The sequence below is a fragment of the Mycobacterium sp. OAS707 genome (assembly GCF_014873705.1).
Classification (GTDB): domain Bacteria; phylum Actinomycetota; class Actinomycetes; order Mycobacteriales; family Mycobacteriaceae; genus Mycobacterium.
Window position 1 is genome coordinate 38,421 of record NZ_JADBDS010000001.1, and the last position, 13,474, is coordinate 51,894.

The following is a 13,474-nucleotide window of genomic DNA, read 5'->3' on the forward strand; positions in this document are numbered from 1 at the left end:
ACCCTATTGGCATGTCCACAGCATTGTTGCTCGGATTCGCCGCCGACCAGCTCGTCAATGTCGTCTTCTTCGGCTTCCTCCTCGCAGGCAGCACTGCCACACTGCTCGCTCCCGCCCGGGTCTCCGCCGGGCCTGTCCCCGAGTCCGACGAGGGTGACGAGCGTCTTCTCACCGCCGCGGACATGCTGGTGGTCCGCGCGGAGTTCGAGGAGATGCTGGTGCGAAAAGGACTGCTCACCGGTGATCAACTCGACCTGATTCGCAACGGCACCAAGTCGCACGCGGTCGTGACCGGCATGCGTCCCACCGGCGCCTCTCGGGAGGACCATCGGGAAGTCGTGCTCGACGTGATGGTGAGAAAGCCGGGTGGCGGCCAGTTTCCGGCTCACGAGACGGCGCTGATCCCCGCCTCGTCGTTGGCGAAAGTCTCCCCCGGCAGCATCATCGACACTTACTACCTGGCGGGAGACGAATCGGCAGTGGCCGTGTGCGTGCCGCCCAGCTGAGGTGTTCATCGGGCACCGTCGACCGCGAAGGTGGCCAACGCGGCCCAATACAGCGGGCTCGCAGTGTTGTCGCCGTCGCGCCAGCGCCGCATCTGCTCGCGCTGCCAGGTGTTCACGGCGCGTCCCGCATCGGCTTCTTGGTGGGCGCGGTCTACGGCGATGATCGCCTCTGCCATCGGATCGTGATCGGCCGCGGCGGGCGCGAACTGGCGATAGCCGGCGGCGGTCGGTAGCGACCACAGCGTGGCGGTGACGAGTTGCGCGCCGCCGAGGATCATCGCGGCCACCAAGCCCGTGGCTTCGTCGAACTGGTAGTCACCACCGGACGCACACGCGATCATCGCGATTCGCGGCGGCATCGGCAGTTTGGCCGTCATCAGATCCGATGCTGTGAGGGCTCTTTCGTCCGCGAGGTGGAGCGCGGCCTGGTCGGCGTGGCCGACGTCGCCGTCGGCGGCGGTCGCGTGCCCGACGTACAGCAGCCTGCTCGGTCGCCGGTCGAGTTGACGGCCCAGCCACGGCCGGTCGGCGTCGGTGCGGCGGAACAGCTCGACGGCGCCTGCGACGTCGGGCAGTACCTCACGTCGCTGCATCAGCTCCGTAAAATGCTGTGCCAGTGCGGTTTCGGCTGACGGCCTACCGAGAACGGAGCCCAGCGCCGAGTCGGGCCGCTGACCGGGCACGCGCGGGTCGAGTATCAGCAGAGGCGGACCATCGCGGCGATCGTCCCAATATGCCGCTGTCCGGCCGGAATTCACGATGTTCGACGGCGCGGCCATCAGCACATCGGCGAGTTCCATCAGCCGGAAACCGTCGTCGCCGGGCATCGCGAGCAGCCCCCAGGGCACCCGCGCCAGCCGGGAACTGGGCGACACGAACAGCGCGGCCCGCGGTGACGTGACGCTGTCGATCAGCAGCTGCCAGGCCTCAGGCGACAACAAGCTTTCACCCAACGTCGTTGCGATCGTCAACTCGGAAGCCGGTGCCGCGAAAGGACCTGAGACGACGGCTCGCTGGACCGCATCTCGCCGCGTCTCGGATGCCAAGGGATCCGGCAGCGCGGTGGACAGTTGGTCGCGCGCCGCGACGACATCGGCCTCGCGCACGACCCAGGTGATAGTTCGCTCGGGCTCTCCGATCGCTCGGAGGCTGGCATAGGTGGCTACGCCGACGTCTGCGTAGCGAAGAACGAGGGTCACGGCCACGTTGACCACGGGGCCTCGTCGGCGGTCACCGCACATCCGTACCGCTCGAACGCCAGTGTGCGATAGCGACTCATGATCGGCCCCTTCGTCGGGTCCATCTGCAGCGGCGGCAGCGGGCCGAGCCGGGTCAGCGCCGCGCCTCCCGGTATCGAAGGCCCGGCGGCGACGAGGGCGTACTCGTCGATGGTTTCGAAGGGCACCGCCGCCGTCGCGGTCTCCGTCCAATCGGCGGACTGAGCGTCCGGCTCGGTGCTGAAACTGCCACGCGCGCTGTGGTATTCGACGAGTTCGCTGACGAGTTCGGTATTGCCCCACTCCCACGCGACGGCGAACGCGCCTGCCAGGATTCGGGCGGACACGTGGTTTGCCCACCGCATGCGCGCGTCGGCGTCGGTCATCGCGTGCCGCACCGAGTCGACGGCCAGTGCCGCGGGGACCTTGAGCTCGGCGGCCTGCTCGAACTTGGCCGCCGCGTTGTCGGGGTCGGCCAGCGCCTCCGCACGCAGGATGCTGCCGAGGTGGTCATCGAGCCGGGCGTACTGCAGCCAGCTGTGCCTGGGCCAGGCGTCGAGCAGCGCACGGGCCTCGGTGGTGCGTTCCTTGGCCGCGGCGAAGTCGCCCCGGAAGATGTCGACCCAGCTGCGCTGCAACAGAATCCGGTGAATGTGCAAGGGCTTTTCGACTTCGCGCCAATGCCGCTCGGCATGCCCGAACCGCTCGTCGGCATCGTCGAGCATTTCGATCGACAGGCTGAGCAGGCCGAAGTACAGCCAGCATCGCGACACGTCGTGAGCACGGTAGCCCTCGGCGATGGCGGGGTACGCCTCATGCACGAGGCGTTGGCACTCGACTCGATCACCGGCCGCCCAGCGGGCGGTGGAACGTTCGAATTGTGTTCTGGCCGTTGCCAACTTCCATCCGCGTTTCTGGGCACGAGCTCCGGCGCGGTGCAGCCAAGGCTCGGCCTCCGACAGCCGTCCCGTCTCGACGCAGAACCGGCCGTATGCGGTGCCGGCCTGGACCAGCAGAAAGTCGTCGAATTCTCCGTCCCCGCTGGAGGTTTCGATCGTCTTGAGCACGTCCTCCCACAACGGAACGGAGCGCACGTGCAGGTCGTCGTCACAAAGTGCGGTAGCGCAGAGAATGCGCGCATAGGTGATCAGAAATGCGTGTTCGGCCGCGAGGTCGGGAAACGCATTCGAGGTGTCGCCGGTAAGCACCAGCAACCCGGCCTCGGCCGCCTCATGGTCACCGTGCGCGGCGGCGGCAAGGCCGGTTCGCAGAAACTGCGCCCGCCGGGAATACCGGCAGATCATGTGGTCGACGTCGACGTCGGACATCGTGACCTGGGTGGCCGCTTCGGGGTTGCTGCCTGCCCGAATCGACTGGTAGATGTCGAGGCAGTCGGTGATACGGCGGAGGCACTCCTCGACGCCGTTGTAGGCCGTGCGAACCAGGTAGATCTCGCCGAGTTGGGCATAGACCTCGAGCAGCAGATCATCGCGGTCGGCCTTTTCGATCGGCTCGTCGAGTGACAGCAGCAACTGCTTCGCCGCTTCTTCGTCCGCGGCGAAGATCAGCCGCCGTGCGCGCTCCAAGTCGCTGACAATCGTCACAGCTGGATTGTAGGAAGCGGCGGACGCTCCAGCGGCGCCCGCCGCTTCCTACTCCGGCCGATCAGCTGCAGGTCACCTTGACGGTGAACGGCTTGGTGATCATGCCTGCCATCGGGTTCTTGATGTCGGCGCCCGAAGCTTCACCGGTGATGGTGTAGGTGCTGCCGTCGACCTTCGCCTCGGCCTTGCCGACCTGCGCACCGCCCATGCTGCTGACGGCGAGGGCATTGCCGTCGACAGACATGGCCACAGACTCGACGGTCGGCGGGTTCGCGTCGGTCATCACGACCGCAAGACCGGCCTGACCGTTGATCGCACCGCTGGCGACGTTGATCTTGCCGCCCTGCTTGACGCAGGTCACCGACTTCATATCCAGACCGGAGAGATCTTTGCCGTCGACCTTGACCTCGGCGCTACCACCTGTGCTGGCCGTTCCGCCGCCCGGGAGCGAAGCCTTGTTGTCCGAACAACCCACCATGAAAGCTGCGGCGGCGGCCAGTCCGGCCACACCCACGACAACCTTGTTCATCGATCTTTCCCTTCGTTGCGCGTCGCCCTGATGGCGTCCGTCGTGGCCTCAGTCAAGATCGGGGCAACGGCTACCGATCCCAACCTTTGTCGGTCTGCGCAGGTACGGTTCCTCGGCGATGAGGTCATTCACTGTTGAGGAGCGACGGGCCAGGCTCGCGCGGCGGCATTTCCTTGCCGATCCGACGGATTCACTCGATCGCGTGGTGGCAGACCTGATCGGGCTGCACGCCACCGACCCGGCCACGCCTTATCTATCGCTGTGGGCGCGGATGGCCGGTTTCGCCGTCGCTGACCTCGACGCCCAGTTGTACGAGCGCCGCACCCTGCTCAAACATCTGGCGATGCGCCGCACGCTGTGGACGGTGCAGGCAGAGGATCTGCCGTTGATTCAGTCGGCCGCCAGCGACCGGGTGGCAGACAGCGAGCGCAGGCGGTTGGTCGCCGATGCCCAGAAAGCGGGGGTGGCCGCCGACGGCGAACGATGGCTGGACACAGCCGGTGCTGCGGTGTTGCGGCATCTCGCCGAACATGGCGCGGCGAGCGCCAAGGAACTACGCGAGGCGCTGCCCGAGCTCGCCGGCCGCTACGACTACGCGCCCGGCAAACGGTGGGGTGGCGAGACACCTTTGGCGCCAAGGGTTTTGACGGTGCTATCGGTGCGCGGCGATATCGTCAGGGGTCCCAACGACGGCGCGTGGACCATCTCGCGTCCGCGATGGACGCCGATGGGTGCTTGGCTGCCGGCTGCACCGGAGTCCGCCGAACCGGAGGTGGCCCGCGCCGAATTGGTGCGCAGGTGGCTGCGGGCATTCGGCCCGGCGACTGAGACCGACATCAAATGGTGGTTCGGCAACACGCTGACATGGACGCGGCATGCGCTGCGCGACATCGATGCGGTCCAGGTGGACCTTGGTGGCACACCGGGTTTCGCGTTGCCCGACGACTTGGACGTCGAACCGGAGGTCGAGCCGTGGTGCGCGCTGCTGCCGGGCCTCGATGTCACGACGATGGGGTGGTACGGCCGGGACTGGTATCTGGGCGAGCATCGCGACCAGGTGTTCGATACCAACGGCAACGCGGGGCCGACCGCGTGGTGGTGCGGCCGGATCGTCGGCGGATGGTGGCAAGACGCGGATGGTCGCGTAGAAGTGCAGCTGCTCGAGAACGTGGGCCGCGACGCGAAGCGAGCGTTGAAAAGGCGCGCGGACGAGCTGACGGCATGGCTGGACGGTGTGCGGGTCAGCCCGCGGTTCCCGTCGCCGCTGTCGAAACTGCGGTGAGATCGCGAAATCGAAATCGATCGCGATCTGTAGGCAGTTTCGGCGAATGAAACTAGGCGCTGGCCTTGCTCGCCTTGCGGGCGTTGCGCTTTGCCGGCTTGGGCCGCGGCACGTCGAGAATCTCGGCCAGGAAGTGCCCGGTGTAGCTGTCGGGGTTCACGGCGACGTCCTCGGGGGTACCCGACGCGACCACTGACCCGCCGCCCGCTCCCCCCTCGGGACCCATGTCGACGATCCAGTCCGACGTCTTGATCACGTCGAGGTTGTGCTCGATGACGATGACCGTATTGCCTTTGTCCACAAGGCCGTTGATCACACCGAGCAGCTTGCGGATGTCCTCGAAGTGCAGACCCGTCGTCGGCTCGTCGAGTATGTACACCGTGCGACCCGTCGACCGCTTCTGCAGCTCGGACGCCAGCTTCACGCGCTGCGCCTCACCGCCGGACAGCGTCGGCGCCGGCTGGCCCAGTCGCACATAGCCGAGCCCGACGTCGACCAGCGTCTGCAGATAGCGATGAATCGAGCTGATCGGCGCGAAGAACTCCGCCGCCTCCTCGATCGACATGTCCAGCACCTCGGCGATGGTCTTGCCCTTGTAATGCACTTCGAGCGTTTCGCGGTTGTACCGGGCGCCGTGGCACACCTCGCACGGCACGTACACGTCCGGCAGGAAGTTCATCTCGATCTTGATGGTGCCGTCACCCGAACACGCCTCACACCGGCCGCCCTTGACGTTGAACGAGAACCGGCCAGGCTGATAGCCCCGCACCTTCGCTTCTGTGGTGGCGGCGAACAGCGTGCGGATCTTGTCGAACACCCCGGTGTAGGTGGCGGGATTCGACCGCGGTGTGCGGCCGATCGGCGACTGGTCGACCCGCACCAGCTTGTCCACCTTGTCCAGCCCGGTGACCCGGGTGTGCCGACCGGGCACCTGCCGCGCGCCGTTGAGCTTGTTGGCCAACACCGACGCCAGGATGTCGTTGACCAGCGTCGACTTGCCCGAACCCGAAACACCCGTCACCGACGTCAGCACCCCGAGCGGGAACGACACATCGATCTCCCGCAGGTTGTGCTCGCGTGCACCCACCACCGTGAGCTGACGCTTGTGGTCGGCCGGGCGCCGAATTGCCGGCACGTCGATCTGCTCCTTGCCCGAAAGATACGCTCCGGTAAGCGAATTCGGGTTGGTGAGCAACTCGTCGTACGGGCCGCTGTGCACGATGCGGCCGCCGTGCTCGCCAGCATAGGGACCGATGTCGACCACCCAGTCGGCGTGGGCGATGGTGTCGAGGTCGTGCTCCACCACGATCAGCGTGTTGCCCAAATCCCTCAGCCGGATCAGGGTTTCGATCAGCCGGCGGTTGTCGCGCTGATGCAGGCCGATGGACGGCTCGTCGAGCACATAGAGCACGCCCACCAGACCCGACCCGATCTGCGTGGCCAGCCGAATACGTTGCGCCTCACCGCCGGACAGCGTGGCCGCCGCCCGCGAGAGCGAAAGGTACTCCAGGCCGACGTCGAGCAGGAAGCCGAGCCGCGACTGAATCTCCTTGAGTACCTGTCCCGCGATCGCCTGCTCGCGGGTGCCGAGCGTCAACCCGTTGAGGAACTCCGCGCACTCGGCAATGGAGAGCTCGGCGACCTCGGCGATCGACTTGTGCTTGCTGTCCGCGGCGAGGGTCACCGCGAGAATTTCCGGCTTCAGCCTGGTGCCTTCGCACTCCGGGCACGGCACGTCGCGCATGAAGCCCTCGTAGCGCTCCTTCATCTGCTCGGAGTCCGTCTGCTCCATCTTGCGTTGAAGGAAAGCCATCACGCCTTCGAAATCGGCGTAGTACGAACGGGTTCGGCCGTAACGGTTGCGGTACCGCACGTGCACCTGCTCGTCGCAGCCCTCGAGAATCGCCCTGCGCGCCTTGGCGGGCAGCTTCTTCCACGGGGTGTCGACGTCGAAGCCGAGCTGATCGCCCAGCCCTGACAACATCCGGGTGAAGTACTCGGCCGTCTGGCCCATCGACCACGGCGCGATCGCGCCCTCGGCCAGCGTCAGCTCCGGATCGGGCACCACGAGTTCGGGGTCGACCTCTTTCTTGATGCCGAGACCGGTGCACTCAGGGCAGGCGCCGTACGGGGAGTTGAACGAGAACGACCGCGGCTCCAGGTCGTCGACGGCCAGCGGGTGACCGTTCGGGCAGGCCAGCTTCTCGGAGAAGCGTTGCTCGCGGTGCGGGTGGTCGTCCTCACGGTCGACGAACTCCAGCACGACGATGCCGTCGGCGAGATTCAGCGCCGTCTCCACGGAATCGGTAAGCCGCTGCTTGGAGCTTGCCTTGACGGTCAGCCGGTCGACGACCACCTCGATGTCGTGCTTCTCCTGCTTCTTCAGCTTCGGCGGATCGGTAAGCGAATGCACCACCCCGTCGACCCGCACCCGGCTGTAGCCCTGCGAGTTGAGCTTGTCGAACAGGTCGACGAACTCGCCCTTGCGGGTGCGCACCACCGGCGCAAGCACCTGGAACCGCAGGCCCTCATCCATCGCGAGTACCTGGTCGACGATCTGCTGCGGGGTCTGGCGCGCGATCCGCTCACCGCACACCGGGCAATGCGGGGTGCCTGCCCTGGCATACAGGAGGCGCAGGTAGTCGTACACCTCGGTGATGGTGCCCACGGTCGACCGCGGGTTCCGGTTGGTCGACTTCTGGTCGATGGACACCGCAGGCGACAAGCCCTCGATGAAGTCGACGTCGGGCTTGTCCATCTGGCCGAGGAACTGCCGGGCGTAGGCCGACAACGACTCGACATAGCGGCGCTGGCCCTCGGCGAAGATCGTGTCGAACGCCAGCGACGACTTGCCCGAGCCGGACAGACCGGTGAAAACGATCAGCGCATCGCGAGGTAGTTCGAGGTCGATGCTTCGCAGGTTGTGCTCCCGCGCACCCTTGATGATCAGGCGCTCAGCCAAGTGTTTCCTCCCGCAGCACAGAGTTCATGCCCATGCTATGTCCACCCACCGACAACGTCGCGAGCGCTTGTACGGTGAGAGCCATGACCGTCGTCGACGACAACTACACCGGCCACGTCGAACCCAGGACCGCGGCGCGACGCAACCTCCCCGGGGCATCCATCGTCAAGGTGTCGGTGGGCCCGATGGACAACAACGCCTACCTGGTCACGTGTTCCCAGACAGGCGAAACGCTACTCATCGACGCCGCCAACGACGCCGAGATCCTGCTCGAGCTCATCGAGCGGCACGCACCCAAGCTGTCGCTGATCGTCACCAGCCACCAGCACCAGGACCACTGGCTGGCCCTCGAGCAGGTCGCCAAAGCCACCGGGGCGCCGACGGCCGCGCATCAACTCGACTCCGATCCGCTGCCGGTGAAGCCCGCGCGGACGCTGGCCCACGGCGACACCGTCAAGATCGGCGAGCTGACCTTCGATGTGATCCATTTGCAGGGCCACACTCCCGGCTCGGTGGCCCTGGCCCTGAACGGCGCCGACCCAGAAACCGGAGCGACGCACCTGTTCACCGGTGACTGCCTGTTCCCCGGCGGTGTCGGCAAGACGTGGAAGGAAGGCGACTTCGAGCAACTTCTCGGGGGCGTCACCAGCCGGGTGTTCGACGTCTACGGCGATTCGACCGTCGTCTACCCGGGGCACGGCGACGACACGACGCTCGGAACGGAACGCCCGCATCTCGACGAGTGGAGACAGCGCGGCTGGTAGTTCCGCTCAGGCTCCAGGCGTCCACTCGACGGGCAGCCGTTTGATGCCGTGGATGAACGCCGAGTGCAGTATCGCGGGCTCCTCGACCGCCACCACATCGGGAATCTGTCGGTAGAGCTCGTCGAACAGCACCCGGATCTCGCGCCGGGCCAGGTTGGCGCCGAGGCAGAAGTGCGCCCCGCCTGCGCCGAAACCGATGTGCGGGTTGGGTTTTCGGGTCACATCGAACAGCCAAGGATTCGCGAACTTGGACTCGTCCCGGTTGGCCGAGTTGTACCACATGGAGACCTTGTCGCCTGCCTTCATCTCGATGCCACGCATCGTGATGTCCTCAGTGAGATTGCGCCGCATGAAGATAACTGGCGACGCCCACCGTACGATCTCCTCGACCGCGGTGCCGGCCACGCCGTCGAAGTCTCGCCACCAGACGTCGCGCTGTTCGGGATAGCGGGTGAGCGCAACCATGCCGTGGCTGATCGCATTTCGCGTCGTCTCGTTGCCTGCTGCCGACAACAGGATGAAGAACGACGCGATCTCGGCTGAGGTCAGCCGCTCACCATCGACCTCGGCCTGCACGAGATTGGTCGTCAAGTCGTCGCCGGGCCGCGCCCGTCGTTCCTCGGCCAGTGCGACGCCGTACTCGGCGCTTGCCATGACCACCTTGACGACCTCGTCGAACTCACCGGACTGCTCGGCATCCCCAACCCCCAGCATCACATTCGTCCAGTGGAAGACCTTCTGCTCGTCGGATTCCGGGATGCCCATCATGTCGCAGATGATTTGAAGCGGCAGTGGGCCCGACACCTCAGCGACGAAGTCCGCGCGCCCATCGGGATGGTTGGCGATCATCTCCGCCACCAATGTGCGCGCCCGTTCGCGGACGCTGTCTTCGATGCGCGCAACCACCTTCGGCGTGAACGCGCGGTTGACGATCTTGCGCAGGCGAACGTGACGCGGGTCGTCGAGGCTGATCATCGAGCCGGAGAACTGGGCGATCTCGGCGGGCACGTCGGTGAGCGACGTGCTGGTCGGGATCGAACTGAAAATCTCGGGGTGACGGCTCGCGTGGTGCACGTCGTCATACGTCGTCAGGGCCCAGTGACCCGCGCCAGGCGGAAACCCCGCGACCTCAGGGACTTGGAAAAAGGCAATCGGTGACTCGCGTCGCAGTGTCGCAAACGCGCCATCGCGCAGGTCGTCGTCCCGCTCCCAGAACTCCAGCGTGCCAAGGTCGATCTCGGTGAGCGGGACGTCCGGCGGCGGGACGCCGTTTCTGCGAGGAGCGATCCCCGACTTGCGGATTGTTGCCGTCATCACTGACCTCTCCGTCAGCCTGAGTTTCGCACCAGTAGATTGCCTGATGGAGAGGAAAGGGCGGAAATGAACACCGAGCAGTTCGAGAAGGCAAAGAATGGCGCCGGCTTCATTGCGGCACTTGACCAGAGCGGCGGCAGCACGCCCAAGGCGCTGAAGCTGTACGGCATCGGCGAGGATGCGTACTCCGGCGACGAGCAGATGTTCGATCTGGTGCACGAGATGCGGACCCGCATCATCACCAGTCCGGCCTTCGACGGCGACCGCATCATGGGCGCGATCCTGTTCGAGATGACGATGGACCGCACCATCGACGGCCGGCCGTCGGCCGACTACCTGTGGAACGTCAAGAACGTCGTGCCGTTCCTCAAGATCGACAAGGGTCTCGCCGACGAGGACCAGGGCGCACAGGTGATGAAGCCAATGCCGGGCCTCGACGCGCTGCTGGACCGCGCCGTCGAGAACGGGATCTTCGGCACCAAGGAACGTTCCGTCATCAAGCTCCCCGGCGCCGGTCTTGACGCCGTCGTCGACCAGCAGTTCGAGGTGGCCCAGCAGGTGCTCGCGAAGGGGCTCGTGCCGATCATCGAGCCCGAGGTCGACATCCACAGCCCGCGCAAGGCGGAGGCAGAGGATCAACTGAAGGCCGCCCTGCTCGACGGCGTGAACAAGCTGGCCGACGACCAGGCGGTGATGTTGAAGCTGACACTGCCCGACACGGACAACCTGTACAGCGAACTCGTGGCGCACCCCAAGGTGGTCCGCGTGGTTGCGCTGTCCGGCGGATACAACCGGGAACAGGCGTGCGAGAAGCTCGCCCGCAACAACGGTGTGATCGCGAGCTTTTCGCGCGCGCTGACCGAAGGGCTCACGGCGCAGCAGAGCGATCAGGAATTCAACGCGACACTCGATGCCGCGATCGCCGAGATCGCGAAGGCCTCTAGTACCTGAGGCGCATCAAGGAGTGGTGTGCACGATGAGCACGTCGGTCTTGGACCGGCGTGCGACGTTGGCAGGCACCGAGCCCAGCAGTCGCCCGGCGATGGTGCTCAGCCCGACGTTGCCTACGACGAGCAGATCGGCGTTGACTTCCTCGGCCAGATCGACAAGTGCGTCGACCGGCGCGCCAACGACGGCCTTCTCTTCGACGTCGCCGGCCCCGGCAGCCTTCGCCCGGTCCCTGGCCTCACGCAGGATGGCGTAGATCGGCGCGTTGCCTGCCATCTTGTAGCCCTCGTCCTTGAGCACATCGGCGGCGCGCTGATCCTCGCTTTGAGGGAAGTACGCGGTCGCGACGACCACCTTGGCACCCGACCCTGCGGCGATCTGGCCGGCCTTGTCCACCGCCCGCAGTGACGAATCCGATCCGTCCGTGCCGACGACGATGGTCTGGTAGCCGCTCATCCATTCCCTCCCAGTGTCAGTTGCAACGCCACCCGAGACAGTAACCTGTTGCCCGTTGACCAGGGGCGCAATTGGAAACACCCGATGGTAACGGCGGTTCGGCCGTTCGCGCACCTTAAGTGATGGACGCTACGTCGTTGCTACCAGAACGTCCGTGTCGCAACGGCATTGCCGACGTGATCCAGCTCAACCTGTGTGAACCCACCACGGCCGCAAGGAAAGTCGGCGCCGATCCCGACGACGACGTCAAATATGCGGCCGTAGCGGGCTTTCCCGAGCGCGCAGCGTAGAGACGGGTTACGGTTTTGCCGTCACTTGAGGGGGCAGACCGAGCACGTGGATCTTTCAACTAGACCGCTACGCGTCGCGCGCGTCCAACCGCTTGAGCGGGTTCGGGCCGGCCGGTTCGATCCCGCAATGGTGGCGGTGTTCGCCGTCGCGGTATCCGCCGCGGGCGCCGCCAGGCCGTCGCTGTGGTTCGACGAAGCGGCGACCATCTCCGCTTCGACTCGATCCGTGCCCCAGCTGTGGCAGCTGCTGCACAACATCGATGCGGTGCACGGCCTCTACTACCTGGTCATGCACGGCTGGTTCGCGATCTTCCCCGTGACCGAATTCTGGTCTCGGCTATCCAGTTGTCTGGCCGTCGGGCTCGCTGCTGCCGGCGTTGTCGTTGTGGCCAAACAGTTTTCGACGCGAACCGTGGGCGTTTGCGCTGGAGTGATCTTCGCGATCCTGCCGCGCATCACATGGGCAGGCATCGAGGCGAGGTCGTACGCGCTGACGGCCGCTGCCGCGGTGTGGTTGACAGTGTTGGTGATCACCGCCGCCCGACGAAACACCGCGGCGCTGTGGCCGCTGTACACGCTGGCGTTGATGATGTCGACGCTGCTGAACGTGTTTGCGGTGCTGATGGTCTTGGTGCACGCCGCCGTGGTGGCGGTGGTGGCCAAGAACCGGGCCGCGGTGATGAGGTGGGCCGCGGCCGCGGCGGTCGCCGTGTTGACGGTCGTGCCGTTCTTGATGTTCTGCCGCACCCAGATCGCACAGGTCAGATGGATTTCGCCGCTTCAGCCCGCGACGTTCTTGGAGATCGTCCAGCAGCAGTACTTCGACCACAGCGTGGGGTTCGCGCTGCTGGCCGGTGTGGTGCTGGCGGCACCGCTCGTGCTGCGCAGGCCGTGGCCGACGGGTAACCGTCAACTGGCAGGCATCGCGGTGGCGTGGATCGTCCTGCCGACCGCCGTGCTGCTGCTGTATTCGGCGGTGCAGCAACCGATCTACTATCCCCGCTACCTCTGCTACACCTCCCCCGGGATGGCGTTGCTGCTGGCGGTTTGCCTGGCGGCGTTGTTCCGAACCCGCGAACGCGTCACCGCGGTCGTGGCCGCGTTCGCCCTCGTCGCCACTCCCAACTATCTCCTCGGGCAACGCGGCCCGTATGCCAAGGAGGGCATGGACTTCAGCCAGGTCGCCGACGTGATCACCGCGCACGCATCGGCAGGCGACTGCCTGATCCTCGACAACACGGCCGCGTGGAAGCCTGGCCCGATCAGGCCGCTGACGGCGGCCAGGCCCGCCGCCTACGCAAAACTCGTCGATCCAGGCCGCGGCTTGCGCGGGGCGCAACGCAACTGGTTGTGGGACCAGCACCTCGGCATCTGGGGCGTCGCCGACCGCGTTCAGCGCTGCACGGTGCTGTGGACGGTGTCCGAACGCGACACCACGGTGCCCGATCGCCAGAGCGGCCAGGCGTTGGATCCAGGACCGCGCCTCAAGCGCGCTCCCGCGTACCAGGTGCCGCAGCGCATGGGCTTCCACATCGTCGAACGCTGGCAGTTCAGCTTCGCGCAGGTGGTGAAGTCAACCCGATAAGCGGGTAACCGGCCCGT

The 13,474-nt window shown here is 66.0% G+C and carries 12 protein-coding genes; 6 read left to right on the plus strand and 6 right to left on the minus strand.

Features of this window, described 5'->3' with window-relative positions:
* The first annotated feature begins 11 nt into the window (after window positions 1–11).
* Entirely contained in the window at window positions 12–506 is a 495-nt protein-coding gene (locus tag GGC64_RS00185; protein ID WP_192720454.1) for a hypothetical protein, read from the plus strand.
* Window positions 507–511: 5 nt separating this feature from the next.
* On the opposite strand, the gene GGC64_RS00190 is transcribed toward GGC64_RS00185, so the two are convergent.
* The 3 genes from GGC64_RS00190 to GGC64_RS00200 all read right to left on the minus strand — a co-directional run bounded on the left by GGC64_RS00190 (window position 512) and on the right by GGC64_RS00200 (window position 3,856).
* On the minus strand, window positions 512–1,747 hold the full coding sequence (locus GGC64_RS00190) for a CHAT domain-containing protein (RefSeq protein WP_192720455.1): 1,236 nt from the start codon (window positions 1,745–1,747) through the stop codon (window positions 512–514).
* Window positions 1,702–3,327, minus strand: a complete 1,626-nt coding sequence (locus GGC64_RS00195; RefSeq protein ID WP_192720456.1) for a hypothetical protein — start codon at window positions 3,325–3,327, stop codon at window positions 1,702–1,704. The genes GGC64_RS00190 and GGC64_RS00195 overlap by 46 nt, the downstream gene beginning before the upstream one ends.
* A 61-nt stretch (window positions 3,328–3,388) precedes the next feature.
* Window positions 3,389–3,856 (minus strand): lipoprotein LpqH, encoded by a 468-nt coding sequence (locus GGC64_RS00200; RefSeq protein WP_192720457.1) that lies wholly within the window; start codon window positions 3,854–3,856, stop codon window positions 3,389–3,391.
* Window positions 3,857–3,974: 118 nt separating this feature from the next.
* On the opposite strand from GGC64_RS00200, the gene GGC64_RS00205 reads away from it, so the two are divergent.
* Window positions 3,975–5,138 (plus strand): winged helix DNA-binding domain-containing protein, encoded by a 1,164-nt coding sequence (locus GGC64_RS00205; RefSeq protein ID WP_192720458.1) that lies wholly within the window; start codon window positions 3,975–3,977, stop codon window positions 5,136–5,138.
* A gap of 52 nt (window positions 5,139–5,190) precedes the next feature.
* Here GGC64_RS00205 and uvrA read toward each other — a convergent pair whose 3' ends face one another.
* On the minus strand, window positions 5,191–8,100 hold the full coding sequence (uvrA, locus tag GGC64_RS00210) for an excinuclease ABC subunit UvrA (RefSeq protein ID WP_192720459.1): 2,910 nt from the start codon (window positions 8,098–8,100) through the stop codon (window positions 5,191–5,193).
* Between the two features lie 83 nt (window positions 8,101–8,183).
* On the opposite strand from uvrA, the gene GGC64_RS00215 reads away from it, so the two are divergent.
* Entirely contained in the window at window positions 8,184–8,864 is a 681-nt protein-coding gene (locus GGC64_RS00215) for an MBL fold metallo-hydrolase (RefSeq protein ID WP_192720460.1), read from the plus strand.
* Between the two features lie 6 nt (window positions 8,865–8,870).
* On the opposite strand, the gene GGC64_RS00220 is transcribed toward GGC64_RS00215, so the two are convergent.
* Window positions 8,871–10,178 (minus strand): cytochrome P450, encoded by a 1,308-nt coding sequence (locus tag GGC64_RS00220; RefSeq protein WP_192720461.1) that lies wholly within the window; start codon window positions 10,176–10,178, stop codon window positions 8,871–8,873.
* Window positions 10,179–10,244: 66 nt separating this feature from the next.
* Between GGC64_RS00220 and GGC64_RS00225 the strand changes: the two genes are divergently transcribed.
* A complete protein-coding gene (locus GGC64_RS00225) occupies window positions 10,245–11,129 on the plus strand; it encodes a fructose bisphosphate aldolase (RefSeq protein WP_192720462.1) in 885 nt (294 codons plus the stop codon).
* Between the two features lie 6 nt (window positions 11,130–11,135).
* Here the strand turns inward: GGC64_RS00225 and GGC64_RS00230 are convergent, their stop codons facing one another.
* Complete coding sequence (locus GGC64_RS00230; protein ID WP_192720463.1) at window positions 11,136–11,582, minus strand: universal stress protein; 447 nt, start codon at window positions 11,580–11,582, stop codon at window positions 11,136–11,138.
* A 122-nt stretch (window positions 11,583–11,704) separates the two neighbouring features.
* Between GGC64_RS00230 and GGC64_RS00235 the strand changes: the two genes are divergently transcribed.
* Both GGC64_RS00235 and GGC64_RS00240 read left to right on the plus strand, forming a co-directional pair.
* Window positions 11,705–11,872: a hypothetical protein gene (locus GGC64_RS00235; protein WP_192720464.1), complete on the plus strand. Its 168-nt coding sequence runs from the start codon at window positions 11,705–11,707 to the stop codon at window positions 11,870–11,872.
* A gap of 46 nt (window positions 11,873–11,918) precedes the next feature.
* Window positions 11,919–13,457, plus strand: a complete 1,539-nt coding sequence (locus GGC64_RS00240) for a hypothetical protein (protein ID WP_192720465.1) — start codon at window positions 11,919–11,921, stop codon at window positions 13,455–13,457.
* Window positions 13,458–13,474: the final 17 nt, after the last annotated feature.